At 67.8% G+C, this 24,716-nt stretch carries 28 protein-coding genes, 1 tRNA gene, 1 pseudogene and 1 riboswitch; of the genes and pseudogenes, 14 read left to right on the top strand and 16 right to left on the bottom strand.

What is annotated here, in order from left to right; all coding sequences use genetic code 11:
• The 3 genes from ABZX61_RS43015 to ABZX61_RS43005 form a co-directional block, all read left to right on the top strand.
• Positions 1-473, top strand: a 473-nt coding sequence (locus tag ABZX61_RS43015) for a hypothetical protein (RefSeq protein WP_355203003.1), incomplete at its 5' end; no start/stop codon positions are given.
• A 1-nt stretch (position 474) separates the two neighbouring features.
• Complete coding sequence (locus tag ABZX61_RS43010) at positions 475-1,206, top strand: prolipoprotein diacylglyceryl transferase family protein (RefSeq protein WP_355203000.1); 732 nt, start codon at positions 475-477, stop codon at positions 1,204-1,206.
• On the top strand, positions 1,203-2,735 hold the full coding sequence (locus ABZX61_RS43005; protein WP_355202997.1) for a radical SAM protein: 1,533 nt from the start codon (positions 1,203-1,205) through the stop codon (positions 2,733-2,735). The genes ABZX61_RS43010 and ABZX61_RS43005 overlap by 4 nt, the downstream gene beginning before the upstream one ends.
• A gap of 5 nt (positions 2,736-2,740) precedes the next feature.
• On the opposite strand, the gene ABZX61_RS43000 is transcribed toward ABZX61_RS43005, so the two are convergent.
• The 3 genes from ABZX61_RS43000 to ABZX61_RS42990 are packed head-to-tail and all read right to left on the bottom strand — an operon-like array spanning position 2,741 to position 4,914.
• Positions 2,741-3,952 (bottom strand): hypothetical protein, encoded by a 1,212-nt coding sequence (locus tag ABZX61_RS43000; RefSeq protein ID WP_355202994.1) that lies wholly within the window; start codon positions 3,950-3,952, stop codon positions 2,741-2,743.
• The gene (locus ABZX61_RS42995; RefSeq protein WP_355202992.1) at positions 3,949-4,431 is read right to left on the bottom strand and encodes a SigE family RNA polymerase sigma factor; all 483 of its coding nucleotides are present in this window, start codon (positions 4,429-4,431) and stop codon (positions 3,949-3,951) included. Before ABZX61_RS42995 ends, ABZX61_RS43000 begins: the two co-directional genes overlap by 4 nt.
• A 24-nt stretch (positions 4,432-4,455) precedes the next feature.
• Positions 4,456-4,914, bottom strand: coding sequence for a MaoC family dehydratase (locus tag ABZX61_RS42990; protein WP_350732503.1), 459 nt, complete (start codon positions 4,912-4,914; stop codon positions 4,456-4,458).
• Between the two features lie 263 nt (positions 4,915-5,177).
• Between ABZX61_RS42990 and ABZX61_RS42985 the strand changes: the two genes are divergently transcribed.
• Positions 5,178-6,359 carry an ATP-binding protein gene (locus tag ABZX61_RS42985; RefSeq protein ID WP_350732505.1) on the top strand — a complete coding sequence of 394 codons (1,182 nt, stop codon included), beginning with the start codon at positions 5,178-5,180 and terminating at the stop codon, positions 6,357-6,359.
• Between the two features lie 103 nt (positions 6,360-6,462).
• Here the strand turns inward: ABZX61_RS42985 and ABZX61_RS42980 are convergent, their stop codons facing one another.
• Positions 6,463-7,254, bottom strand: coding sequence for a MauE/DoxX family redox-associated membrane protein (locus ABZX61_RS42980; protein ID WP_355202988.1), 792 nt, complete (start codon positions 7,252-7,254; stop codon positions 6,463-6,465).
• Positions 7,255-7,261: 7 nt separating this feature from the next.
• Complete coding sequence (locus tag ABZX61_RS42975; protein WP_355202985.1) at positions 7,262-8,206, bottom strand: hypothetical protein; 945 nt, start codon at positions 8,204-8,206, stop codon at positions 7,262-7,264.
• Between the two features lie 216 nt (positions 8,207-8,422).
• Here ABZX61_RS42975 and ABZX61_RS42970 point away from each other — a divergent pair, with 216 nt between their 5' ends.
• The gene (locus ABZX61_RS42970; RefSeq protein WP_350732510.1) at positions 8,423-8,932 is read left to right on the top strand and encodes a SigE family RNA polymerase sigma factor; all 510 of its coding nucleotides are present in this window, start codon (positions 8,423-8,425) and stop codon (positions 8,930-8,932) included.
• 22 nt (positions 8,933-8,954) lie between these two features.
• Here the strand turns inward: ABZX61_RS42970 and ABZX61_RS42965 are convergent, their stop codons facing one another.
• Positions 8,955-9,527: a MarR family transcriptional regulator gene (locus tag ABZX61_RS42965; RefSeq protein WP_355203283.1), complete on the bottom strand. Its 573-nt coding sequence runs from the start codon at positions 9,525-9,527 to the stop codon at positions 8,955-8,957.
• A 109-nt stretch (positions 9,528-9,636) separates the two neighbouring features.
• On the opposite strand from ABZX61_RS42965, the gene ABZX61_RS42960 reads away from it, so the two are divergent.
• Both ABZX61_RS42960 and ABZX61_RS42955 read left to right on the top strand, forming a co-directional pair.
• On the top strand, positions 9,637-10,203 hold the full coding sequence (locus tag ABZX61_RS42960) for a YceI family protein (protein ID WP_355202982.1): 567 nt from the start codon (positions 9,637-9,639) through the stop codon (positions 10,201-10,203).
• 162 nt (positions 10,204-10,365) lie between these two features.
• Positions 10,366-10,455, top strand: a tRNA-Ser gene (locus tag ABZX61_RS42955).
• A 72-nt stretch (positions 10,456-10,527) separates the two neighbouring features.
• Here ABZX61_RS42955 and ABZX61_RS42950 read toward each other — a convergent pair.
• Positions 10,528-10,845: a tyrosine-type recombinase/integrase gene (locus ABZX61_RS42950; RefSeq protein WP_355203280.1), complete on the bottom strand. Its 318-nt coding sequence runs from the start codon at positions 10,843-10,845 to the stop codon at positions 10,528-10,530.
• Between the two features lie 586 nt (positions 10,846-11,431).
• On the opposite strand from ABZX61_RS42950, the gene ABZX61_RS42945 reads away from it, so the two are divergent.
• Positions 11,432-11,890 (top strand): bacteriocin immunity protein, encoded by a 459-nt coding sequence (locus ABZX61_RS42945; protein WP_355202979.1) that lies wholly within the window; start codon positions 11,432-11,434, stop codon positions 11,888-11,890.
• A 235-nt stretch (positions 11,891-12,125) separates the two neighbouring features.
• On the opposite strand, the gene ABZX61_RS42940 is transcribed toward ABZX61_RS42945, so the two are convergent.
• Entirely contained in the window at positions 12,126-12,410 is a 285-nt protein-coding gene (locus tag ABZX61_RS42940) for a DUF3027 domain-containing protein (protein ID WP_355202977.1), read from the bottom strand.
• Between the two features lie 284 nt (positions 12,411-12,694).
• Here ABZX61_RS42940 and ABZX61_RS42935 point away from each other — a divergent pair, with 284 nt between their 5' ends.
• Positions 12,695-13,303, top strand: coding sequence for a hypothetical protein (locus tag ABZX61_RS42935; RefSeq protein WP_355202975.1), 609 nt, complete (start codon positions 12,695-12,697; stop codon positions 13,301-13,303).
• 107 nt (positions 13,304-13,410) lie between these two features.
• Positions 13,411-13,548: a hypothetical protein gene (locus ABZX61_RS42930; RefSeq protein ID WP_355202972.1), complete on the top strand. Its 138-nt coding sequence runs from the start codon at positions 13,411-13,413 to the stop codon at positions 13,546-13,548.
• 32 nt (positions 13,549-13,580) lie between these two features.
• On the opposite strand, the gene ABZX61_RS42925 is transcribed toward ABZX61_RS42930, so the two are convergent.
• On the bottom strand, positions 13,581-14,522 hold the full coding sequence (locus ABZX61_RS42925) for a hypothetical protein (RefSeq protein ID WP_355202969.1): 942 nt from the start codon (positions 14,520-14,522) through the stop codon (positions 13,581-13,583).
• Between the two features lie 1,159 nt (positions 14,523-15,681).
• On the opposite strand from ABZX61_RS42925, the gene ABZX61_RS42920 reads away from it, so the two are divergent.
• Positions 15,682-16,086 carry a hypothetical protein gene (locus ABZX61_RS42920; RefSeq protein WP_355202966.1) on the top strand — a complete coding sequence of 135 codons (405 nt, stop codon included), beginning with the start codon at positions 15,682-15,684 and terminating at the stop codon, positions 16,084-16,086.
• A gap of 174 nt (positions 16,087-16,260) precedes the next feature.
• Here ABZX61_RS42920 and ABZX61_RS42915 read toward each other — a convergent pair whose 3' ends face one another.
• Both ABZX61_RS42915 and ABZX61_RS42910 read right to left on the bottom strand, forming a co-directional pair.
• The gene (locus ABZX61_RS42915; protein WP_355202963.1) at positions 16,261-16,890 is read right to left on the bottom strand and encodes a GNAT family protein; all 630 of its coding nucleotides are present in this window, start codon (positions 16,888-16,890) and stop codon (positions 16,261-16,263) included.
• Positions 16,891-16,897: 7 nt separating this feature from the next.
• A riboswitch (SAM riboswitch) is annotated at positions 16,898-16,998 on the bottom strand.
• Between the two features lie 84 nt (positions 16,999-17,082).
• A complete protein-coding gene (locus ABZX61_RS42910; RefSeq protein WP_355202960.1) occupies positions 17,083-18,264 on the bottom strand; it encodes an Ig-like domain-containing protein in 1,182 nt (393 codons plus the stop codon).
• Between the two features lie 280 nt (positions 18,265-18,544).
• Here ABZX61_RS42910 and pyrE point away from each other — a divergent pair, with 280 nt between their 5' ends.
• From pyrE to ABZX61_RS42895, 3 genes are all read left to right on the top strand, one after another.
• Positions 18,545-19,069, top strand: coding sequence for an orotate phosphoribosyltransferase (pyrE, locus tag ABZX61_RS42905; protein ID WP_355202957.1), 525 nt, complete (start codon positions 18,545-18,547; stop codon positions 19,067-19,069).
• Between the two features lie 103 nt (positions 19,070-19,172).
• Positions 19,173-19,859: a hypothetical protein gene (locus ABZX61_RS42900; protein ID WP_355202954.1), complete on the top strand. Its 687-nt coding sequence runs from the start codon at positions 19,173-19,175 to the stop codon at positions 19,857-19,859.
• Positions 19,860-20,461: 602 nt separating this feature from the next.
• Positions 20,462-21,319, top strand: coding sequence for a class I SAM-dependent methyltransferase (locus ABZX61_RS42895; RefSeq protein WP_355202951.1), 858 nt, complete (start codon positions 20,462-20,464; stop codon positions 21,317-21,319).
• Positions 21,320-21,324: 5 nt separating this feature from the next.
• Here the strand turns inward: ABZX61_RS42895 and ABZX61_RS42890 are convergent, their stop codons facing one another.
• The 5 genes and pseudogenes from ABZX61_RS42890 to ABZX61_RS42870 form a co-directional block, all read right to left on the bottom strand.
• On the bottom strand, positions 21,325-22,068 hold the full coding sequence (locus ABZX61_RS42890; protein ID WP_355202948.1) for a hypothetical protein: 744 nt from the start codon (positions 22,066-22,068) through the stop codon (positions 21,325-21,327).
• A 113-nt stretch (positions 22,069-22,181) separates the two neighbouring features.
• Positions 22,182-23,585, bottom strand: a complete 1,404-nt coding sequence (gene xylB / locus ABZX61_RS42885) for a xylulokinase (protein ID WP_355202945.1) — start codon at positions 23,583-23,585, stop codon at positions 22,182-22,184.
• 164 nt (positions 23,586-23,749) lie between these two features.
• A pseudogene (locus tag ABZX61_RS42880) lies at positions 23,750-23,953 on the bottom strand (xylose isomerase); the annotation flags it as partial.
• Between the two features lie 29 nt (positions 23,954-23,982).
• Positions 23,983-24,171 (bottom strand): hypothetical protein, encoded by a 189-nt coding sequence (locus tag ABZX61_RS42875; RefSeq protein WP_350732537.1) that lies wholly within the window; start codon positions 24,169-24,171, stop codon positions 23,983-23,985.
• A gap of 60 nt (positions 24,172-24,231) precedes the next feature.
• Positions 24,232-24,681, bottom strand: coding sequence for a MarR family transcriptional regulator (locus tag ABZX61_RS42870; RefSeq protein WP_350732538.1), 450 nt, complete (start codon positions 24,679-24,681; stop codon positions 24,232-24,234).
• Positions 24,682-24,716: the final 35 nt, after the last annotated feature.

The raw sequence follows: 24,716 nt of genomic DNA, 5'->3' as shown, positions 1-24,716 counted from the left end.
GGTACGGTCAGCCCCCGTACGGTCAGCCCCCGTACGGTCAGCCCCCGTACGGTCAGCCCCCGTACGGTCAGCCCCCGTACGGTCAGCCCCCGTACGGTCAGCCCCCGTACGGGCCGCCCCCGTACGGGCCGCCGCCCTATCCTCAGGGGGCGCCGGCGGCTGGGCGTACGTCCACGGGGGTGTTCGTCGCGTTGGCGTTCGCCGGCGTGGCCATCTACAGCGTTTTCAACATCGTCATCGGGCTGCTCGTCTTCGTCGCCGCGTTCGGCACATCCGACAGCGCCACCACCCCATACCTGGCAGTCGGCGCGATCTTGCTCGCCCTCATCGGCCTGGGCGCCGGCGCGGGGCTGCAGTTCGTCCGCAAGCCGTGGACCAAAGGCATAGGCCTCGGCCTCATGATCGGATGGGCGCTCTGGTCCATCGTGACCGCCGGCTTCTGCACGGGCCTCAACCCCGGCCTGTACACCTGACATGCCCTACCACGAGATATTCGTCGGCCTGGGCGTGCTCGTGGCCTCCGTCGTCTTCGTACGGGAGGCGCGGCGGAGGGGCGCGCTCAACGAGCAGTCGCTGACCGCCGTCGCCGGCGCGCTGGTCGGGGGAGCCATCGGGATGCGGCTGGCGGGCTGGCTGGAGACGCTGGATCTCAAGGACCTCTGGCTGTACGGCTCCCGCAGCATCCTCGGCGGCCTGACCGGCGCGTACGTGGGCGTGCTGCTGGCCAAGAAGATCATCGGCTACAAGGAGCGGACGGGAGATCTGTTCGCCCCGGCCGTCGCGCTGGGCATGGCGGTCGGCCGGATCGGATGCCATCTGACCGAGGCGCCGGGCAGGCCGACCGAGCTGCCATGGGGAGTGCACGCGCCCCCGACCACTCCCGAGTGCCCCGGGTGTCTCACTGGGCAGGCCATGCACCCGTCGTTCATCTACGAGATCATCTTCCAGCTCGCCGCCTTCGCCGCGCTCCAATGGGCGCGCAAGCGGCTCACTCAGCCGGGCGAGCTGTTCACGCTCTACGTCGCCGCGTACGCCGTCTTCCGCTTCCTCGTCGAGTTCACCAGGGCGAACGAGACGGTCTGGCTCGACCTGACCAGGCCCCAGTGGTTCCTCGTCCCGAGCCTGCTGCTGCTCGCCCTCAGGCTCGGGTACGGCTGGCGGCGCGGCTACTACGATCCCCTGTTCGAGCGAAGGGTCATGGCATGAGTGCAGGTATGGGTTTGCGGGGCGACCGCATCCACAGGTACGTCAATGCGTTCTGCCCCCACTGCCACGGCCAGGACCTCGACAAGGTCGAGCGGCTGAGCGGCTATCTGGCTGAACGCGACGGCAGGATCTGGCTGGAGCGCGGCTGCCGCGAACACGGCCTAATCAAGACGTTGTACGACGAAGACCCAGAAATCCTGAAATATCTCGAAGAGTGGACCGCCCCGACCAAGCAGCACGTACCCGATATTTCCGGGAACTTCCTCCCCATCCCTTCCGCCTACCTCCACGGTCTCCCCGAAATGCAGACCCAGCACACCTGCATTCTCCTTGAGGACATCGCCGAAGCCTGCAACCTCCGCTGCCCCACCTGCTTCGCCGACAGCTCCCCCGACCTGACCGGCATTGTCCCCGTCCAGGACATCCTCGCGAACGTCGACCAGCGTCTTGAAAGGGAGAACGGCAAGCTCGACGTCCTCATGCTGAGCGGCGGCGAGCCCACGCTCCACCCCGAGCTCAAGACCCTCCTCACCGAGCTCGAACAGCGTCCCGTCACCCGCATCCTGATCAACACCAACGGCGTCCTCGTCGCCAGGGACGACTCCCTCCTCGACCTGCTCACCGAGCACAGGGATCGGGTGGAGGTCTACCTCCAGTACGACGGCCCGTCGGCCGAGGCCTCGAAGCACCACCGGGGCGGCGACCTGACGCGCATCAAGGCCCAGGCCGTGAGCAGGCTGTCCGAGCGGGAGATCTTCACGACCCTCGTCATGACCGTCGCGCTGGGCGTCAACGACGGTGAGATCGGCGACGTCGTACGCCTCGCCCTCGACACGCCGTACGTGGGAGGCGTGTCGATCCAGCCCCAGTTCGGGTCCGGCAGGTCGGGCGCCATCGACCCCATGGACCGGCTCACCCACACCGGCGTGCTCAAGCGCCTCGGCCCGCAGACCGACGGCCTCGTGACCTGGCGCGACCTGACTGCCCTGCCCTGCTCCCACCCCCATTGCTGCTCGGTCGGCTACCTCCTGCGCGACGACTCGAGAAGGTGGCGCTCGCTCACCGCGCTGATCGGCCACGACCGCCTCAAGCAGAACCTGGGCCTGGTCTCCAACCGCATCGCCGACACCGAGCTGCCGCGCGAGCTGCGTCTGGCCGTACAGGAGTCGCTGCTCGGCCTGCTGTCGGAGCAGTCGTCACTGTCGCACCCGCAGATCGGCGACCTGTGGCGGACCATCAGCGAGAACTGCGACCTGGGCATCTCCACGCTGCTCGCCCTGACCGTCAGGCGGAAGAAGCTGCGCAGGATGCTGGGGGAGCGAGTGGTCCGGATCACGGTCAAGCCGTTCATGGACATCTCGACCATGATCGAGGAACGGCTCGCACAGTGCTGCGTGCACGTGGGGACGCGGGCCGAGCAGGACCAGTGCGCGCCGTTCTGCGCGGTGCAGGCCTGGCCCCAGCTCTCCCGCCAGCGCCTGTCGGCGGTGGCAGCCCGGCCGCGCGCCCCGTTCGAGGCGGCCCTGTAGGGGAGTCATCGGGGGATGGCCGCCACGTTCAGAACGATGTACTCCTTGGCGTCCTGCACCCTCGCCGCGGTGTACCAGAAGGGCGCGGTAGACGGCGAAGTCGAGTATCCGTACCCCACCGAGCCGTCCCCCGCGGCGAACGGCCTCTCCCCGAGCTTGGCCATCGTCCCGGTCGCGAAGTCGTACACGATGTTCAGCGGCACCCCCCGCTTCATCGGCTCATCCAGCACGCTGAAGAGCGCATAACGGTCGCCCAGCAGCCCAAGTCTGACGTTTCCGATCGGCCGCAGCTCCTGAGGCAGGGCCTGCCGCTCGGACCCGTCCACGCGCTGCACGATCGCGCGCCGCTCCTGCGCTCCGACGCACCACTCCGGCTGGCACTGCATCGACCGCACTCCGTCAGGCAGGGAGACCTCGGCCGACTCGCCGGTCTCCAGGTTGACGATCCGGTTCTGGCCCGCCGCCCAGGGCCAGTAGGTCAGCCGGAGCCCGTCGGTGCCGGGCAGCCGCTGAGGCGTCCCGCCGGTCACGGGCATGCGGTAGACACCGCCTCCTCCTCTGACCGACCACACGAGGGTGTCTCCCGGGATCCCGAACGACTCGACATCCTGCGCGATCTCGCCGACGCGCCTGGCCGCCCCGCCCGCTCGGGACATGAGCCAGAAATTCACCGGCCCACCGGCGAGCGGGCCCGTGTACCAGGCGATGTACTGCGTTCCCACCGCCACGTATCGCAGATCCTGGGCCTCGGGGATGGAACCCAGGATCCGGATCGCACCGCGCGCCGAGTCGTACACCTCCAGCCGCCGGTCCTTCTCGGATTTCGCCAGCAGCAGCACCTCCGTCGCGCTCATGCTGGTCGCCACCTGCGTTCGCCAGCCCTCGGAGTCGTAGGCGGGCACTCTGAGCACAGCACGCGGCCACAACTCGGCGGCCGACTTGATCGAGTCCCAGCCGTGCAGGACCGTCGCGGGCTCGGCCCGGCGACCGTCGCCCCCACGTGAGACCACCGCCGCCGTACCCGCCACGACCGCCACCACCGCCGCGGCGGCGAGCACGACCCGCACGCGCTGCCTGGTACGCCGGGCGCGGCGGCGGCGGGCCACGCCGTCCGCCAGATCATGGCTTTCGACCTGGACGGCGGCCGCCCGCAGGGTCCGGACCAGGTCGCGCTCGTCCCGCACCGCGTCACCACGCCTTCCCGAAGCCCCGTTCATCGCGCCTCCTGCAGCACTCGCTTGATCCGGAGCTTGTCCAGGGCGCGGGCCGCCTGGCTGCGTACGGTTCCGCGGGAGACGCCGAGGATCTCGGCGATCTCTATGTCCGAGAGGTCCTCGTAGTATCGGAGCACGAGTACGGCCCGCTGCTTGCGGGGCAGTTCCTGGAGCTCGGCCCAGAGGTCGGCGTCGCCGTAGCGATCGAGTTCGCCGCGTTCGGGGACGGTGGCCACCAGGTCCTCCCGGCGCCGCCGGCGCCACGACCTGATGTGGAGCCTGACCATGGTCGTGCGGACGTACCCCTCGGGGTCGTGCTTCTTGCGCACGCGGGGCCAGGCGTCACCCAGCCGGGCCAGGGCCTCCTGTACGAGATCGGCCGCGTCCTCGGAACTTCCGGCCAGCACGAAGCCGTACCGGAGCAGCGCGTCGCCCCGGGCTCGGACGAACTCGTCGAAATCCTCCACGAACCCAGGGATCACGCGGGACGCGCTTCTGTTGCAAACCTACTCGGCGGGAACGTACAGGCTCAGCGTCTCGGCGATGCAGGCGGGCCGCTTCTCGCCCTCGATCTCGATCGTCATCTTCAGGTTGGACAGGTAGCCGGCGGGGGTGCCCTTCACGTCCGTCAGCTCGCCCACGGCCCTGATCCGGGCGCCGACCAGGATCGGCCGGGGGAAGCGGACCTTGTTGAGGCCGTAGTTGACGCCCATGGCGATGCCCTCGACCTTGACCATCGAGAACATGAACGACGGCAGCAGCGACAGGCTCAGGTAGCCGTGGGCGATCGTGGCACCGAACGGCCCCTCCTTGGCCCGCTCCACGTCGACGTGGATCCACTGGTGGTCGTCGGTGGCGTCGGCGAAGAGGTTGACCTGGTCCTGGGTGACGGTGCGCCACTCGGTCGGGCCGAACTTCTCGCCGACGGCCGCCTTGAGCTCCTGAACATTCGCGAAGGTCCGCATGGATCCGAACGCTATTGCGCAGGCGGGACGGGTGCCAAGTTCGGAGTCGCCGCGACCTGTTGCGAAGATCTTTACTCGAAACCATCGCATAGGTGTTCGAGTCCGCGCTACAGTTCTGTGTACCGCAATCGAACAAGGGTTCGGCCTGGTGAGAGGGGGTGTGTCCGATGACGGTGCTCGCGACCGCCCCTGCTCGGACACGCCGTAGCACTTTCTTCCCAAATCTAAGACGGCCGCTATATCCGGCAATAAAGTCCGAGAGCGTGGACCCTGTGCGAAACCCCTACGCCCCCGGAGCCGGCCAGCGTCCGCCGGAGCTCGCCGGGCGCGACCGAGAGCTGCAGCAGTTCGAGGTCGTGCTGGAGCGGGTGGCCCGCGGCCGTCCCGAGCGCAGCATGGTCGTCACCGGCCTGCGAGGGGTCGGTAAGACCGTCCTGCTCAACACGTTCAAGTCCATGGCCATGCAGCGGCTGTGGGGCACGGGCAAGATCGAGGCCCGGCCCGACCAGTCGATCCGGCGCCCCGTGGCGGCCGCGTTGCACATGGCCATCCGGGAGCTGGCGCCGCGCCACCGCGCCCCCGAGCGCATCGAGGAGTTCCTCGGCGTGCTCAAGGCGTTCGCGATGCGCGATCCGGCGGCGGCCAAGGGCACCTCGCACTGGTCGCCCGGCATCGAGGTGCCTGCCAGCCGCGGGCGCGCCGACTCCGGCGACCTGGAGATCGACCTCACCGAGCTGTTCGTCGACGCCGCGAGCGTGGCCACCGACCTGGCCGTGGGCATCGCGCTCTTCATCGACGAGATGCAGGACGTCCCGGCCGCCGACGTCTCCGCGCTCTGCGCCGCCTGCCACGAGCTGTCCCAGACGGGTGGGCCGCTGATCGTGGTGGGGGCCGGGCTGCCGCACCTGCCGAGCGTGCTGTCGGCCAGCAAGAGCTACTCCGAGCGGCTCTTCCGCTACGCGCGCATCGACAAGCTCGACCGCGAGGCGGCCGATATGGCGCTGATCCTGCCGGCGCGGGAGGAAGAGGTGGAGTTCACCCAGGAGGCCCTCGACGCCCTCTACGAGGCGGCCGACGGTTATCCCTACTTCGTGCAGGCGTACGGCAAGGTCGCCTGGGACCTGGCGCCGCGCAGCCCGATCACCATCGAAGACGTCAAGGTCTCCGCGCCGGAGGCCGAGGAGGAGCTCGCGGTCGGGTTCTTCGGCAGCCGCTACGAGCGGGCCACCCCGGCCGAACGCGACTACATGCACGCCATGGCACAGATCGGCGACGAGCCGGTCGCCACCGCGGAGGTGGCCGACGCCCTCGGGCGAAAGCCGTCCAGCCTCTCACCTGCCCGTGACAGCCTCATCAAGAAAGGGCTCATCTACAGCGCCGAGCGCGGCCTGATCGCGTTCACGGTGCCGCACTTCGGGAAGTTCCTGCGCGCTCAGCCGATCTGAGCGACGCCCCTAGACCTCTATTGGGCTGTCTAGTGGGGAAGCTAGACAGCCCAATAGAGCTATATCGCCATGCCTGTCGAGCGGAATCTAACGCTTTCTAGCGTCAGGCCGATACTGGCGTATATTCCGGCAGAGTCCCGTTGCCCGCCGCGCTGACCACGGCCATCCGCACCGCCGGGCGCCGGCCGCTGAGGTAGACGGCGAAGACCACGTCGTCCGCGTCGTGGTTGCGGAAGGCGTAGAAGCGCCAGCACAGCTCGCGCCAGCTGTCGTACGGCTCGGCCGAGGTCAGCTCGCCCGCGTGGGCCCGCCAGGTGCCGCTGGACCTGAGCCTGGCCAGCGTGACCGACTCGGCGGGGCCGCGGCGTTGCTCGCAGGGGGCGCGGAACCGTACGCGGTCGATCAGCTCCTCGATCTCCGGGGAGAGGAGCGCGAGCACGGCCACGCCCGCGACCGTCAGCCACTGCGGGTGGACCACGGCCACCCACCCCGGCACCGGTGCCCACACCGACAACCCGGCCATCCCGGTCAGCGCGACCGTCCGGCCGACCGAACGCAGTCCGACCGGCGCCGAGCTCACCTCGCCGAAGCAGCCGCAGCCCGCGTCCGGCCGGCGTCTGCGCAGCTCCAGCAGTACGTACGTGGACAGGGCGAAGAAGGCGACCGTACCCCACCGGAAGAACGGATGCGTCGTGACCAGCAGCCCCACGGCCAGGAACAGCTCACCCGCCGCGCAGACCAGCAGCGCGACGGCCTGCATCCGCCCCGGCACCAGGACCGCGGGCCCCAGCCTGGACAACGAGCCGGGTTCGCCTCCCGAGCGCACGGTGATCAACTTGGCCATCATGCCCAAGAGGAGCAGCGCGATCAGAAGCGGCAGCTGCGATTCGAACACGTGCCCGTCACCCCAATCCGATCTGAGCGTTGAAACAGCCTTTGACCAGGTCGCCGCCGAGCTCCACGTAGGAGAACGGCGACAGCTCCACGACCCGCCCGCGCGGCGACGTGTCGCACTCGACGCAGCGGTCGCAGAAGCGCCCCGCCACGCACCCGCACGCCACCACGGGAACATTGGCGTTCCGCTGCGAGCACAGGTTCCTGACCTGGAGCAGCGACCCGACGGCGAGGTACGGCAGCCCGGTGCACGACACGCCGGCGTCGGGGCAGCCGGTGTCGGAGCGCTCCAGCATCGGGTACGCGGCGCCGCGCTCTTCCTCGTCGAACGTGTCCGACCAGGTGGCGGGGCCCGAGATGCGGGACTGCAGCCCGGCGTAGGCGGGCGGCGGGGTGGGCACCGCGCGGGCCGGGTAAGGGGGCTGCGAGGTGGCTGGCAACATGGCCAGGCTTGTCCCGTTCTGCCTGATCCCGATCGCGTCGAACAGGTAACCGGGCTCGAACTTGGGATGCCGCACCTGCAGCCGCCCCGACGCCCGGTAGGGGATGATGACCGTACGGTGGCCCCGGTGCGGGCCGCAGTCGAGCTCGACCGTCAGGTCCCTGCGCCCGCTGATCGACAGGATCGTCCCGGTGATGCGGGTGGTGTCCGCCCAGATGCGCTCCACCACGCGTCCGTCACGCGTACGCATGACGATCATGGAACCCGCGGGGAGGTCGGCGGGCGCGGCGTCCTTCCCGTGCCAGGCGGTGGCCCAGGGGGCGATCACGAGCCGTTCCTCGGCGCCGTCGGGGGTCTCGATGATGATCAGATGCGGGCTGACGTCCTTGATCTCGCCGGCGACGGCGCGTAAAGGCTCCCCATTGTCCGGGTCAGGACCGGGAACGCCGGATTCGCGACCGAGCGCGGCCGCGGCGAGCACCCGACGGCGCTCAACGCTCGGATACCCCATCGGCCCCTCCCTCGTCGGTACTAGATTCACACGACTTGGGCGTAGCTCACACCGTTGCGGCGCAGACGGGATCAAAATACGCATCCCCGGGGAAGTGAGATGACACCCGGCGTCGAACAAACCGCCACCGACCTTGACCTACCTTTATCGTCGGCGGGCCGAAACCTGAATTCTGGTTCAAGCTCAATAGAGCATCAGGCTGCGATTCTGGCCACGATGCAGACCACCGGTTGGGAAGACGAGTTCCGCGAGTACGTGAGGGCGCGCGGTCCTGCGCTGCTGCGCGCGGCCCACCAGCTCACCGGACACCCGCTGGACGCGGAGGATCTGCTGCAGAACGCGCTGACCAAGACGTACCTGGCCTGGGACCGCATCGAGGACCGGGGGGCGCTCGACGGGTACGTGCGGCGGGCCATGGTGAACATCAACATCTCGCAGTGGCGGCGGCGCAGGCTGGAGGAGTACCCCTCGGACGATCTGCCCGAGGTGTGCTGCACCTCCGAGGAGCCGCACGGGGATGTGCACGAGCAGCTGGAACAGGCTCTGGAGGAGCTGCCGGAGCGGATGCGGGCGGCGATCGTGCTGCGGTATTACGAGGACATGACCGAGCCGGAGATCGCCAGGACGCTGGGGATCAGTGTGGGAACGGTAAAGAGCACGGTGTCGCGCGCGATGGCCAAGCTCAGGAACGCGCTGGGCCTTCCATCGCACGGGCACGGCTCATGACCTTCGATCTACGACCTCGGCCTCATGGTGCTTCGGCTTGCACGCCCATGGCGGCTTGCGCCGGGGCCGTGGCTTCTTCCGGCTGGTGTGCGGCGATCTCCGTGCATGCTGCCGTGGCCTGAGCCCCAGTTGCCCCACCTGCCCCTGCGGTGGCGCAGGGCCGTACCACGTCCCTGATCTTCCGCAGCGTGGCCAGGAACGCCTCCAGCTCCTCCGCGCCCAGCAGCCCGGTGAACCAGTCGTCGATGTCCTGCACATGCTGCGGCAGCACGGACTCCAGCCGCGCCCGCCCGGTCTCGGTGAGTACGGCGTAGGAGGCCCTGCGGTCGCTGGGACACGCCTGCCGGGTCACCAGCCCTTCCCGCTCCAGCCGGTCGACGACCCTGGTCACCCCACTCGTCGACAGCTCGGTCTGCGCGGCAAGATCGCTCATCCGCAGCCGCTGTCCGGGGGAGCGGCCCAGCCGGAGGACGGTCTCGAAATCGATCTCCGACAACCCCGCGCCGCCGAGCACTGGCTGAAGTCTGGCCAGCAGCCCCCCATGCACCTCCGTCAGAAGCCCAACGGCCGTCAGCCGGTGGTCGTCAAAGTTCATCACCCTCATAGCGTAACCGACGATAGTTGACGCGCGGAATATTCCTCGTGTAGAAATTTGTTGCCGCAGACATCCGCACAGCAACGAACCCCAATCGAGGAGAACCCCGATGACCACCACCCGCACCTGGGAGTCCCTGACCATCCCCGCCGTCGGCACCTACAACTTGGACGTGGCTCACACCCGCATCGGTTTCGTGGTCAAGCACATGATGGTCAGCAAGGTCCGTGGCCACTTCGGCTCCTTCAGCGGCTCGGTCACGATCGCCGAGAACCCGCTCGAGTCGACCGCCGAGCTCACGATCCAGGCCGACAGCATCGACACCGGGGTCGCCGACCGCGACGGCCACCTGCGCAGCGACGACTTCCTGGCCACGGAGAAGTTCCCGGCGATCACCTTCAGGAGCACCCGCGTGGTCGGCCACTCGGGCGACGAGTTCACCGTCGCCGGCGACCTGACCGTCCGTGATGTCACCAAGGAGGTCGAGCTCACGGTCGAGTACGGCGGCGCCGGCACCAACCCGTGGGGCGCTCCGGTCTGGGGCTTCTCGATCACCACGGAGTTCGACCGCGAGGAGTTCGGCCTGACCTGGAACCAGGCCCTGGAGACCGGCGGCGTCCTGGTGGGCAAGAAGGTAAAGATTGAGATCGAGGGCGAGGCCAACCCGGCCGCGTAACCCGGTTATCCACAGCCCCGAAGCCCGTCCACGCTCTGGGCGGGCTTCATCCACAGGCAGTTACCCACAGGCTGTTGATAACTCTTGACGAAGGACGGGGATCAATCACTTTGCCGCCTCGCCAGAAGGCCGGTACGCTGTCCTGAGCCGCGAAGGCTTCCAGGAGGATTCGCCTAGTCAGGTCTATGGCGCCGCACTGCTAATGCGGTTTGGGTTTACCGCCCATCCGGGGTTCAAATCCCCGATCCTCCGCAGGTGAACGGCCCTCTCCCGATCTTCGGGGGAGGGCCTTTCGGATCTTCAAGGGCGCCGTAGTTGCAACGGCTAGGGATTTCCCCAGGGAGCGGAGGCGAGTTGCTCCCCCGCGTCGGGCATCAGGGGTGTGGATACGTGGGTGTAGCGCTCGGTGGTGGTCACCCTGGTGTGGCCGAGTACCTGCTGTACGACGCGGATGTTCGCACCCTGCTCTATGAGGAGTGTCGCGGCGGTGTGCCGGGCGTCGTGGACCCGGGCGCCGGGCTTGCTGGAGGATGGCCTTCCAGATCTTCCAATCCTCGGTGCGTTCGATGGGAGTGCCGTGCTTGGTCGCGAAGACCAGGTCGTGGTCTTCCCATCGATCTTCCGCCCTCTCCCGCTCGGCATCCTGCACCTCGCGGTGTGCCTCGAGCTGGGCAAGGAGCTCTGGAGGGTGAGCTTGCTCTTGCCCTTGCGCTGACGGAAGACCAGGCCACCGCCGGTTCGCTTGGGCACTTGTCCGCATGGCCGGCGCAGTCCGTGAGATAGGGCCTGACTGGGCGCAACCCGGCTTGCACGTCGGTCGGTGACCGTGGATCTTGCATTTCTTGTGACACGGCCGGCGGAGCCACTTCTCACCGCATGCGCGCGGGTCGTTGAGTCCACCACCGCGCCCAGCTCAGAGCTCTAATCGTCGTGCCATTAGCCAGAGTAACGAGGGGTCGACCACGGTCACTCACGACCGGCCCGACGCCCAGCTCAGCCGCCTTGCGAGGCATGATCTCCGCAATTCGCAAGCTGACAGCGCGGGTTCGATTCCCGTCACCTGCTCCAAGCACGACGGACAGGCGGAACGGCAGCCTTCCAGTCAGGAACGCGACGGTGTCACTCGCTTCCGCTACACCGCCGAACGCGACGACGAGGTGTTGTCCTTGGACCGAGAGGCGGCCTTTCCCTATCACTCAGGACGCGGTGGGAAGGCAGAATGCCTGGTATGGAGTTACGACCGGAACTGCTTCCCCCGCCCGTCTCCCAGGAGCGACAGGAGCAGCTAGGGAGCGAGATCGACCGGATCGCGGAACTCATGGAAACCGGCAGGCTGATAGAGGCACGCGAGGCCGTCGCCGCTTTCAACAGGCAGACTGGGCACAGCTACGAGCCGTCCGATTTCGCCGCGTACTGGGAATCGCAGGATCTGGAGGAACTCGCCCGGGACGCCGCTCGCGCGGAGCGGCCCAAGGTATCGGACATCACCCGGGAAGAACTCGCTGAAATTGTCCGCAGAATCATGGAGGTCGACCCGGACTCGGACTACTACCTACGCCTGCTAGAAGCCAATGTGCTCCATCCCCGCGTCAGTAATCTGATCTTCTGGCCGCCGGAAGAACTACAGGACGCCACAGCCGAGGAGATAGTTGAAGCCGCCCTGACCTATCGCCCCATCGCGTTGTGAGCGCGGCCCATGGCGGTACGCCACCGAGCAACGTGGCACCGACGTTCGGTGTTCTTCTACATCGGCACATAGTGATCTTAGGTAGCGCATGCGGTGCAGGCGACGCCCTACTTCGATCCCTCAGGTGCCGTCGGCAAGTGTTCACAGCGCCAGGCGTGATCAGCGATAGGGAGCGAACCACTGATGAGAACCTGCGCGACGTAGTGATCAGCTTCATGCGGCCTGGCTGGGGCTGCTATCCGAACGAGCCGTCCTCGCGGCCGACGAACCGCACGCAGCCGTCGTGCTCGAACCGCACCCGCCCGTCAAACGACGAGGCGGGGTTGGTGCAGGCCCCATAGTCCAACCCGAGCTGACCGCTCAACGCGATCCAGAAACGGCATCCTCCGCACTGGGCGTAGTACCACTCTTCCAGATACTCGGATTGTGCGGTGGAGCGATTCAACGACGCACCCCACCGCACATGGCACTGATCGTTGTGATCTCGATCGTTACCCGTCCAAGGCTCAACGGTAGCCATTCTCAGCGCCTCCACCTAAATCCGAGACCGTCAGCTCCGGCGATTGCCAAGTGGCCCCCCGTCCTCCCAGCAGCAATAGTGAGAAAGCGTCTCCCAGGTCCCCGCCAAGCAAAGGGATCAGCCGGCCCGCCAGTGGTTACAGGTCGGATTGCAATACAAGGCCGTTCCGAGCAGTTCAGGATGGACATCGTATAGGCGTTGACCCGCATTGAACGATTCAGAACGGCTCGAGCTGGATCTTTAATCCGCAGGTTCCGGGTTCGAGGTCCTGTCACAATCAGGCTGTGGATTCTGAGGACTCCCCGCTTCTCAAGGCTGTCCAGCTCTATCTCACCGGCGTGCGTACCGAGGAGGCCGGCACCAGCGCGACTCGCGTCGTGGCGTGCCTGGAAGACGGCGACTGGGAGATGGCCCTCCTCCTTCTTGAGGATCTCGGTGATGTGGATCCACAGCCGCCTGAGTTCTGGAGCCGACTGGCCGCCGCCGCGCGCCTGATGTGGCTAAAGAATGATGCTGACTGGTACGAATGGCGGCGCGGTGAGGCCCGTAGCGGTGCCTTCAGGGCTGAACTGTGTCTCGACCGTACCGAGGACGGAGGCCGTGCACTGCCGATATCTCCTGGCGATGCGCTCCGGCCCATGTGGGACATCGGCCGGCGGACACCCGAGGGCGGGCCTCTGTGGAGCATCGCTTTGCTCTGGGTGGAGGGCCGAGGCTCCCTGAAGCCGGGCGGGTGCGGGCTGGTGAGACTGCTTCCTCTGACCCCAGGGCACTGGTGGCACCTTGAGCCGGGTGACCTGATCACCATGCATGAGAGGCGACGACCCTCTGGAACGGCACGCATCATCGAGGTCATGCCTCCCGTGATGACCGCTCCTCAGTTGCAGTTCTAGTTGCAATCCAGCGTCCTCCGCAGGCGGAAGGCCCTCTCCCAGATCTTGGGGGGACTTGGGGCTGTGGCTTTGACCCTCGGCCACCTCGTGAGACCTTCGAATTCGGCGTGGAGTGGCCTGTCGGCGGCGTTGAGCTGAGCATCGTTGACCTGGACGGCGGGGCCATCGTGGCCGCCGCCCAGCAGTGGGTTCCGTACTGGCCGGATGCCCCGCAGAGCGAGTGGATCCTCATCTGGGGGAAGTGATTGCCTGTGATCCACTGTCGGCTGGTATGTCGTTACTGCGGTGCTTGCGGTTGCTGGAGTCGGGGCAGGAATCTACGGCTGGCGAGGGCGGTCGTCGTCTTGGCGGCGAGCGCGGCGATGAAGGCTGTGATCGCGAGCAGTACGCACCAGGCCCACACCGTGTACCCGACGGGCCTTCCGTAGCTGATCCAGTGCAGGGCGAAGATGGCGACGGCGGCGTATGGGAACGCGAAGGACCAGAACGCGGGGCCGAATGCCAACCGGCGGTACACGGGGATCAGCCGGAGTTGGACGATGACGGCGAGCGCGGTGAAGCCGCCGAACACCAGGGCGACGGCGTCAACCTTGTCGTGGGTGATGGCCAGGTAGGCAAGACCGCCGAGAGCGGGCGGTGCGATCTCGATGGCCAGGGTGGGCAGCAGTGGCGCAGGCAGGCGGGGGCGGAACAGTAGCCGGGCCATGATGACGGAGCCGATGAGCAGCCACGAAATGACGCCGAGGCCCATGAACGCGTGGGCGATGGCGATCCAGCCAGCGCGGGCGGCACCGATGGAGGCGATGAGTCCTCCAGCGACGGCGGGCAGGACGTAGCCGGAGTGCAACCGATCCAGGTCGAGCTCTTCGACGATCCATTGGCCGGTGATCCACCCGGCCAGGATGGTGGTGGCGGCGGCGAAGACGGCGAACAGCCACCGGCCGGCGGTGGGGGCGTGGGGCATCAGGCCGGTCGCCAGGAGCATGCCGACGATCGGGATCAGCGACACGAACGGCGCCAGCACCGGATCGGCCAGTTCGGCGCGCCAGCCACCGGGTCGGCGCGGAACCTGCGACACGTAGCCGACGATGAGCACCAGCCACACGACGGCGGTGACGATGAACAGGACGTCGGCCACCAGCGCGGGCGCCACCCCCCGCATGGCCGCGTACCCCCAGCAGGTGGCCAGACCGGCCAACCCGTAGGAGATTCCGAACATGTTCGGGGTGATCCCAACCTGGGGCTGAGCTGTCCGCGTGTTCATCGAGCCCTCCACCGCGAATACTGGCGGCCGCGTGCCCTCTGCAAATTCGCTGACGCTGACTGTGGCTGTCTGGGCGACGTCGTAGGATCCGGCCGCCTGGCAATTCGACCTACCCCGAAAACCCATGCCCATGTCACGTGCGTGATCCATGCCAGACAAGATCAGGCGATCACCAGGCCGTGGAAAGACCATGCGTCAGCTGGCCGCACCGCGGCCCAGTGCATGGAAGTCGCGTCGCCCAGGGACGCGTGGCTTCTTGCGTGACGGCACCCTGAGCTTGGGAGATGGAGTTGGGTACCACAGCAGAGGCGATCATCCGCCTAACTCTGTTTGGCCCATAGCCATCCCATGGAGACCAGCGCGGCCAGGTGATCCAGGTGGAACCGATAGGGACACACAGGATCCGAGCTGCTGATGCGGTGAAGCGCAGCCGCGGAACTTGCCGTAGTGGAGCTCGTAGTCTCGTCCTTCTCGGCTGGTTGTTACTCGTAGCGGCCGGCTGGGTCGTTCTCACCGGAGCAGGGGGCGATGCGACCACAGCGGTGATCGCGCTGGTGGGCGTGGGATTGGGGTTTCTTGTCACAGCCGTCGTGCTCGCGATCGAGGACCTTAACCGTCCCTGATCAGGGAGACCCCCAGAGGGCCGCCGTCTATGCGGTCCCCGGAGTCTTTCATCTGGAGGGTTGCTGCATGGGTGCAGTACTCACATGGGTCTCCTGAACACTCTGCTCGATGAGGAGGGCATCGTGGACTCGGGCGTCCTGTAGGTAGGCCTGTTTGAGGATGGGCTTCCACTGCTTCCAGTCCTCCGTGCGCTCGATCGGGTCGCCAAGCTTCGTGGTGAAGACCAGATCATGATCGGTCCACCTGTTTCCCAGCCTTGAGCCCTTCCTCGGACTGCGCCCGTAGGAGGGCAGGAGCGCGACAGGCGGTGTCCTGGGGGCGATCAGGTCGGATGCTGTGTCGGTGTCAGCGGCTGTGTCAGCACGCCAACGGCCCGGTATCAGAGCGGTCGGTGACAGTGAATGCACAGAGCGCGAACCGGGGCACGCCCAGCTCGCCCCCGCCCCCCGTGGAAGCCCGTTTCATAGCAGACCTGAAGGAGTACAGCACCATGTCCATCACCCTCATCGACCAGGACAAGCTCACCCTGCGGACCGCCGCGTGGGGCGCCGTCTCCCTGATGTCCGCCGCTGGTGCCGCCGGCTCGGCCCACAAGGTCGCCACCGAGGGCTCCATCGCCCTGACCTCCGCGACCGGCCTGGTAGGGCACGTGCTCACCAAGGCGCCCAAGGGCGTGAAGTACGGCAAGTCCGTCGCCGACCTCGCCGACCTGGTGCTGCCGGCCCTGACCGCATCCATGAGCCTGCTCAAGCAGCAGGATCCGGCCGAGGCCGACAACTTCCGCAGCACCGTCAGCGTCGCCCTCGAAGCAGCCGCCCGTACCCACCAGGGCCGGCCCAGTCCCACTCTGGTCGAGATGACCCGCAAGATCACCGCAGCGCTCGACGCTGCTTGATGGGATGTCAACCTCGTGTCACGGGGTCCGCTCCGGACCCCGTGACAAGGCGGCGTGACGGGTCAGGCACGGGTCGAGTCCCGCCACCGGGCGGCCAAGCTGGTGGGCGCCGAACTTACCGACAGGCAGTGTTCAGACGCTCAGGGGCGCCTCACCGCACCCAGCCGAAGCTTCTCAGAGGGCCGGCGAACGGGAGCTCACGGCGGTGAGACGGGCTTGCAGTGCCGGTTTGACGGTTGGCCAGTCTTCGGCGACCACTGCGAACATGGCCGAGTCGCGGACCTTGCCCTCCTCCCCGTGCGCCCACGACATGGACCAGGCGCGCAGCACGCCCTCGAAGGGGATGCCGAGGTGTTCCAAGGCCTGGCGGCACCGGTGGTTGCGGGCGTCGGTCTTCAGGTCGACGCGGGCAACGCCGAGCGTGTCGAACGCATACGACAGCAGCAACAGCTTCGCCTCGGCATTGATCCCGGTGCCCTGCGCCGAGGCGGCCAGCCAGGTGAAGCCGATCTCGATCGCGCGCAGGTCCGGCCGGTCCGGCCACCTGCGGGGATCCCACAGGCCGGTGCAGCCCACCGCCTTGCCGTCGGTAAGCCGAACCTGCGCGAATGGGGTCAGCCCGTCGCGGACGAGCTGGGCCGCCAGGTAGTCCGGTATCTCGCGAGCGCGAGGCACCAGCGTGAAGTCGTAGGACGACCGATCCTCCTCGGCCGCCTCCGCGAGATCCGGCGCATGTCGCATCGCCAGCGGCTCCAACCGCACCAGATCCCCGGAAAGGACAGGAACATCAAGCCGCACGCTCATCAGCTCTCCCTCATCGTTCCTGGCATTGGCACCTTTCCCGCGGGTTTCCCGCCGGGGAGGTTGCCGGACCGTCACAGGGCCAGGTCCCTCAGATCCTCTGGATGAACTACCGAGTCGAGATCATGCCCGCACAGGCGGACACCGTCAATTCGCAAGCGGGTCCGCCCAATCAAACCGACGCGGTTTCTCCCATCAGGCGTTGATCGACCTGCCGAGGGCGCTGCCCGCGAGCCAGTCGTCCCATGACTTCGCCCACGGCGTCGGCCCGTTGCCGAACTCGAGCTTCCGCGACGTCCCCGTGACCTCGATGATGTCTCCCCGCTGCGTGAAGTTGTAGAACCAGCGGGCGTTGGCCATGCTGGCGTTCACGCAGCCATGGCTGACGTTGCTGTTGCCCTGCGCGCCGGTCGACCAGGGCGCGGCGTGGAAGAACATGCCGCTGTAGGTCATCCTGACATTCCACTTGGTATGGGCGTAGTACTCGCCGGGCCTGCCGATGGTGGCCGAGTCCATGAGGGTCGACGCGGCCTTCTCCTGGGCGATCATGACGCCGGACCAGCTTTCGTCGCCCTTCTTGCCCAGGCTGACCGGGATGGCCTTGACGACCTTGCCGTTCTCCCGCACGACCGCCCGGTGGGTGGCATTGCGGATCTTGGTGATGTGCTCGTCGCCGACCGTGAACGTCAGGCTGCGGTCCCTGGTGCCCCACAGGTCCCGGCCCGCGCGCAGCCCGGCCAGGTGCGCGACCACCGTGATCTTCTCGCCGACAGGCCAGTACTCGCGCGGCCTGAACTGGACCTCGCGGTCGCTCACCCAGCTCCACGCGCCTTCGACCGGCTTCGACATCCGCACCTCCAGCGACCTCTCGACCGCGGCCCGGTCGCTCCTGGCGGTCATGGGGCGCGACAGCAGGAGCTGGACGGGCATGCCGACGCCGACCTTCTCGCCGTCCAGCGGGGACATGCCGCTCTCCAGCACCCGCTTCGGCTTGAGCGTGGTGAACGTGGCCCGCGCGGTGACGGGTTTGCCGTCCCTGCCGGTCGCCTGCGCGCTGACCGTGTACGCGGTCGAGGGCCGCAGCGGCCACGTGGGGTGCCACGTCCCGTCCGCGCCGAGGGTTCCGCGGACCTCATGCCCCTTGGCGTCGGCGACGGTCAGCTTGGTGACCTTGCCGTCGGTGGCCTTGACACTGACCCCGGCGTCCGGGGGCACCTTCTTCGTGCCGTTCGCCGGGATGATCGACAGCTTGGCTGCGAGGGCCCGCTCCTGTGGGCCGGCGGGCGGTGGTGGGTTCGAGCCACCCGAGGTGCAGCCTGCGGTCAGCAGCAGCGTAGCCGTGAACGTGCTGACGAGTATGGTTCGGCCGTTCCGCATCGTCGATGCCTCCATTCCCCGACAAATAGGCATCTTTCGGACAAGACGGCCTATTAGCGATACGGAGAGCTATATGCCCATAACTGTGGGTAACAATGCAAAAGTGCCTTGATCGATGCGGCAGGTTGCGAGGCAGGCGTATCCAGAGGGCGTCTGCGAGATCGAGGAGTGGGACCTCGGGACGTGGCACCCGCCCACCATGAGGTGAGGCCGTTCTTGCTTCTCGGCTGTGTGGGCGGCCCTGAGCGCGTCCGCCATACCTCTGGGAGACTGGGTGCCTGTGACGCGCTCTGACCTGGCTCGCAGGATTCATGCCGCAGCCCACCTCACCGGCCACTTCGTGCTCCGCTCAGGACGTACCGCCACCGAGTACTTCGACAAGTACAAGTTCGAGGGTGATCCCGTTCTGCTGGATGACATCGCTCGGGCGATGGCGCCCGTGGTCCCGGGGGACATCGAGGTGTTGGCCGGGCTTGAGATGGGCGGGATTCCGGTGGTCACCGCGCTTGGCCGGCACACCGGTCTGCCGTGTGCGTTCGTCCGTAAGCAGGCCAAGGCGTACGGGACCTGTCGTCTGGCCGAGGGTGCGGATGTGGTGGGGCGGCGGGTTCTGGTGGTTGAGGATGTTGTCACCAGCGGTGGCCAGATCGTCCTGTCCACTGCTGAGCTGCGGAGCCTCGGGGCCCAGGTCAGTGAGGCATTGTGCGTCATCGACCGCGAGCAGGGAGGTGCGGCGGCGTTGGCCGCGGAAGGCATCAGGCTTTCGTCGTTGTTGACCGCGACCGATCTGCGCATGACGGACTGATCCGCCGGGCCCATCGACAAGGGCTTCTCTCTACGATCGTCACCCGTCCGGGCGGGCAGAACAAGACTGTTTCTTTGGTCGGTGCCGTCGCCATGCTGTAACCGTGAACGCCACAAATAGCGAGGTCTGGGATCCGTTCGGCACCTTGCACAACGCCCTGTGGATCGGAGGGGGACAATGGGCCGGCAAATCCACCGTCGCCAGGCTGCTGGCCACCCGGTACGGGCTGACCGCCTATCACTACGACTATCACGACGCACGTGCGCACAATGACCGTCGGATCGCCCGTCGCGTGCGGCTTGGCGAGCCCATCGCGGACCCTGAGCCGGACGCCGTCTGGGTGAACACCAGCCCGCAGAAAATGGCCGACGAGATCCTGGCCGGGTTTCCCGCGCGGTTCGAATGGGTTCTGGACGACCTGCGTGGCCTGGTTTCGGGGCGGCCGGTCGTCGCCGAAGGCTGGGGGCTGCGTCCCGAACTGGTCGCTCCCATCATCGACTCAACCTGGCGAATGATCGTCATGGTGCCGAGCGAAGAGTTCCGCCGGCGTCAGGTTCGCGAGCTGCCCCGGGCCGCCGCCGTCGATCACCAGGTCAGCGATCCTGATCGAGCACAGCGCAACCGACTCGCCCGAGACCGGCTCGTCGCCGACGAGGCCGTTCGTTCCGCTCGTCGTTTGGGCATCCGGGTTCTGGAAGTGGATGGGGTCGATGATGCGGAGGCTGTGGCGGATATTGTGGCCGACCACTTCAGTGCCTATCTGCCGCTTACGAACGTCTACGGGTCTTGATTACTCGGGCTCCGCGGAAGAGTTGTACGCATTCATGGAACCAATGGCGTGGTCTCGGTGATGCCGATGCCGGAGACCGTGGCGACCGTCGGTTCGTAGCCGTATATGACGTTCATCGCTTTCGACAACTCTGCGCGGTCCAGCCCGATGGCGTATCCATTTGCCCGGAAGATAGTACGGCCAGTACTCGGAAGAGCGGCGTGGACCCTCGGTTGCCGCGGTGACTCCGGGAAATGTCCCTAGGAAACCCAGGTTCAGGGGTGGTGCCGGTACGAGGAGAGCCGATCCCGCACCGGCCGGCCTCTTGTGGGAGGGTTGAAGATCGTGAGTAGCGTTGGTCAGGGCCCCTGAGGAGACAGTGGCAGTGATCGTGCGCGAGATTCTCGCCCTGTCGACCGGACATCTATGCGCAGGCAGAGCGTCATTTCGTTGCCGTTCTGACCGGCCCTCGCGTTGAACTGCGTGTACCTGCTGGTCGCCGAAGGGTACGCGGCGCAGTCGCCCGCCTGCGGCGACTCTGTCGTTTAACCAGACTCCGGAGGGTGAACGGCTCCGCCTTAATTGAGTCGCGGTGGCGATGGCGTGGTTCTTATCGTGTCGGCATGCCTTTCTACGCTCACTCGCTGGCCTGGCTGCTGGGGCTGGAAGGAATCGCGCTGTTACGCGCGCAGGCGGGTGATCTGGGGGATGCGGCCTTTGTGGAGGAGCGGATCGCCGAGATCCGCAAGATGGTGACCGACCCGGATCCGGAGCTGAACGCGGGCGTGGTCGTCGGCCAGGCCTCCACCACGGAGGGGTACGCGCAGTGGGCTGAGCAATACGACGGCGAAGGAAACCCGCTGATCGCCGTGGAGGAGCCGCTGGTGCGGCGCATCCTGGAAACGTTGGCGGTGGGGCGGGCGCTGGACGCCGCGTGCGGCACCGGCCGGCATGCCGCGTTCCTGGCCGGGCTGGGGCATGAGGTCGTCGGCGTGGACTCCTCGGCGGAGATGCTTGCCAGAGCGGAGGCCAAGGCTCCGGACGGGGAGTTCCATCAGGGGGACCTGTGTCGCATGCCGGTCCCGTCGGAGAGTTTCGATGCGGTGGTCTGCGCGCTGGCGTTGACCCATCTGCCGGCCCTGGGGCCGCCGCTGGCCGAACTGGCCCGTGTCGCTCGCCCCGGTGGGCACGTGGTGCTGTCGGACATCCATCCGCTGTCGCTGTATCTGGGAGGCGTGCCGAGGGTGGCGGGATCGGACGGGGGCGTACGGGCCATGCCGGCCAGCCGCTTCCTGGCCAGTGACTACATCAACGCCATCCACGAGGCAGGGCTGCGGATCGTGGCCTGCCACGAACCTCGGTGGGGCGAGTCGTACGGCGGGCACGGTGGCCCTCTCGCTCAGCGGTGGTGTTCGGAAGCGGCGGCGGTGGCCTATCGGGACACTCCCGCCTTGATCGTCTGGCATCTCCGAAAGCCCTGACCCGCTCACCAACTCAGCGCCTTCGGCCGGCCGGTCGTGGCGGGCGGCCGGTCACGGAGCATCCGGGCGCCGAGCGGGACCAGGGCCACGCAGAGCAGGCCGGTGACCAGCACGTCGGGGATGGAGGCGCCCTTCAGCACGCCCATCCACGTACCTCCTGCCAGCAGCAACATCACGGCGCGGGCGGTGCCGAAGAGGCCTGAGCGCCAGGCGGCGATGGCCAGCAGCAGCGAGCCCGCGTACTGGCCGACGGAGGCCCAGACCGGTACCCGCCACGGTCCGTAGGAGATGTCCACATACTCCTTCATGATCGCGCTCGTCGCCTGGTCCAGGCCGATGACCTCGGTGAGCTGGAAGGCGGTCTGGTCGGCGCCGGCGAAGTACAGGCGGGCGAACAGGCCGATGACCAGCAGCGTGGCGCCCCAGTAGGCGAGGTGGCCGCCCACCTGCTGGGCCAGGGCGACGAAGGCGGGGAAGAGCAGCAGCGCCCCCAACGCGAACACCGCGTAGGAGAGGGTGAGCAGGGCGGGCGCCGACGTGTAGGTGAGGAGCTGGCCGTAGGCGGCGAAGGGCTGTGCCTCGGCCCAGGCCTGCTGCTGAGGGGTGAGGGCGGTGACCGTGCTCAGATGACGCAGCAGGTATCCGGCGGACATGATCACCGGTCCCACGATGAGCGTCACGCCGCCGATCCATCGTCCGGGGAAGGGAATGTCCATCGGGGCGCCGGTGAGAGAGGAGGGTGTGTTCATGGGAGCGAGCCTGGCGCCGCTGAGGTGGGCCCGTCATCGGCCGATGGTCAACCGGCGCCCCTGTCGAAAGTCAGGGGCGCCGGGCAGGCGACCGGAAACAAGCCGGACAGGTGTCAGTCGAGGATGTGGGTGGTGGCGCGGGCGTAGCGGTCGCGGATCGACGGGACGGCGTCCCCTTCGTACGTCTCCGTCTCCTCCGACCGCCAGTCCGGCGTGGTGACCAGTGTGGCGGCCTGGTACGCGGCGCCGTTGGCGACGTACTCGGCCGGCGGCGGCACCGTGATCGGGACACCGAAGATCGTCGGGGCGATGCGGCGGACCGCCTCGGAACGGGCCGCGCCGCCGATCAGCAGCACCCGCTCCGGCTTGGTGCCCAGCGCGTCGAGAGCGTCGGCGAGGCCGCACAGCATGCCCTCGATGGCCGCCCGCGCCAGGTGGGCGGGGGTCGAGGTGGCCAGGGTCAGCCCGTGGACGGAGCCCGTCGCGGTCGGGCGGTTGGGGGTGCGCTCGCCCTCCAGGTACGGCACCAGCGTCAGCCCGCCCGACCCCGGCGGGGCCTGGAGAGCCAGATCGCTCAGCGCGTCCAGGCTCACCCCGGCGATGCGGGCGGCGGCGTCCATGACGCGGGCGGCGTTGAGCGTGCACACCAGCGGCAGGAACCGTCCCGTCGCGTCGGCGAAGCCGGCCACCGCGCCCGTCGGGTCGGCGCTGGGCGACTCCGCGACCGCGAACACGGTGCCGGAGGTGCCCAGCGACACCACGACGTCGCCGGAACGGGCGCCCACGCCGAGCGCCGCCGCCATGTTGTCGCCCGTGCCGGGGGCGATCAGCGCCGCGCCCCCTTCGTACGCCGCCTCGTCCGGCCCCAGCACCCGGGGCAGCAGGGGGATCGAGCCGAACGCCAGCTTCAGCAGATCCGTCCGGTACGCGCCCGTCGACGGTGACCAGTAGCCCGTGCCCGAGGCGTCCCCCCGGTCCGTGGCGAGCCGGTCGAGCGGCGGCACCGGGGAGTCGGCCGAGAAGGTCCCCGAGGCGAACGCGCCGGCCAGGCGCCAGGAGAGCCAGTCGTGCGGCAGGCAGACGGCCGCCGTACGGGCCGCGTTGTCCGGCTCGTGCTCGGCCAGCCAGCGCAGCTTGGTCACCGTGAACGAGGCGACCGGCACCGACCCGACGGCGGTGGCCCAGGCCTCCGGCCCGCCCAGCTCCGACACGAGGTCGGCGGCGGCCTGCGCGGAGCGGGTGTCGTTCCACAACAGGGCATCACGTACGACATTTCCGGACTCGTCTAGGCAGACCATGCCATGCTGCTGCCCGCCCACGCTGACGGCGAGCACGTCGTCCAGCCCGCCGGCCTCCTCGATGGCCCGCAACAACGCGTCCCACCAGTGCGACGGATGCACCTCCGTGCCGTCGGTATGCGGCGCGCGGCCCTGCCGGACCAGCGCGCCCGTCTCAGCGTCACGAATGACGACCTTGCAACTCTGCGTCGAGGAATCGACCCCAGCGACCAGCGTCACCCACGAACTCCTAACAAGTGCTCCAGCGCAAGCTGGTTGAGATGCGTGAAATGGTATCCGCGCGCGGCAGCGACGTCCGGATCGACGTCGTCGGAGGCGAGATCGGCCGACGTCTCACCGCGGTTGAGCGTGGGCAGGCCGAGCTCCTCGACCCGGTAGGCCGGCCCGGTTTCGGCAAGCGCTTTCCTGAAGGCCGCGATCGCCCGGTCGCGATCGGGCTGGACGGCCGGCAGGTCGTCGTCGTGGAAGGTGACGCCGTAGGCCCCGAGCTCGGTCAGTCGGTGCACGCTCTCCACCGGATCGAGCGGCTGCCAGCCGACTGTCCACAGACCGAAGGTGAATCGGTCTTCAGGGGTTGGCTCGTACATGTCTCGATGCTCCCCTGGCGATCAGCTGTTCACAAGCCCGAGGGGTCACGTCCCACGCTGATCTCCTCGGCGATCTTGCGGATCTCCGCCACCTCGAGGCCCGGAGCTTTGGGCAGGTGGCGCAGCAACGCCTCCATCACCACGGGCACGGGCTGGCCGGCGAACCGTCCCGCGATGCCGTGGACAGCCCTGAACAGCGCCTCATCGGTGTCGTGCATCGGCCTCTCCTTGTTCGGGTACCCGGAGAAACCTACGGCCTCGGCACGACAGTTCGCTCGCTACCCCTCCAGCGTGTTCCGCACTGCGACGCAAATCTCGTCGAGCCGGCGTACCTGCTCGGGCGTCAGCACGTCGAAGAGGCTCCGCCGTACCTCCTCGACGTGTCCGGGCGCGGCGGCGGCCAGCGCGGCGAACCCGGCGTCCGTGAGCACCGCGAAGCTGCCGCGCCCGTCGTCGGGGCAGCGCTCGCGCCGGACCCACCCGCGCTCCTCCAGGCGCGCCACGGCGTGCGACAGCCGGCTCTGCGAGCTCTGCGCCCTGGCGGCCAGCTCGCTCATCCGCATCGACCGCCCGGGCGCCTCGGAGAGCGCCACGAGGATCATGTAGTACGTGTGCGGCATGCTCGCGTCCCGCTGGAGCTGGCGGTCGAGCGCCTCGTTGATGAGCTGGGTCGCCGCCAGGAAGTTCCGCCAGGTGTGCTGTTCGTCCGCATCCAGCCATCTCGTCACGGTCCCAATTTAGTTGAACTCTCATATACTTGAGA

It is taken from the genome of Nonomuraea sp. NPDC003709 (genome assembly GCF_040610775.1).
GTDB classification, from domain to species: domain Bacteria; phylum Actinomycetota; class Actinomycetes; order Streptosporangiales; family Streptosporangiaceae; genus Nonomuraea; species Nonomuraea angiospora_A.
This window is presented reverse-complemented; position numbering and strand designations above follow the sequence as displayed.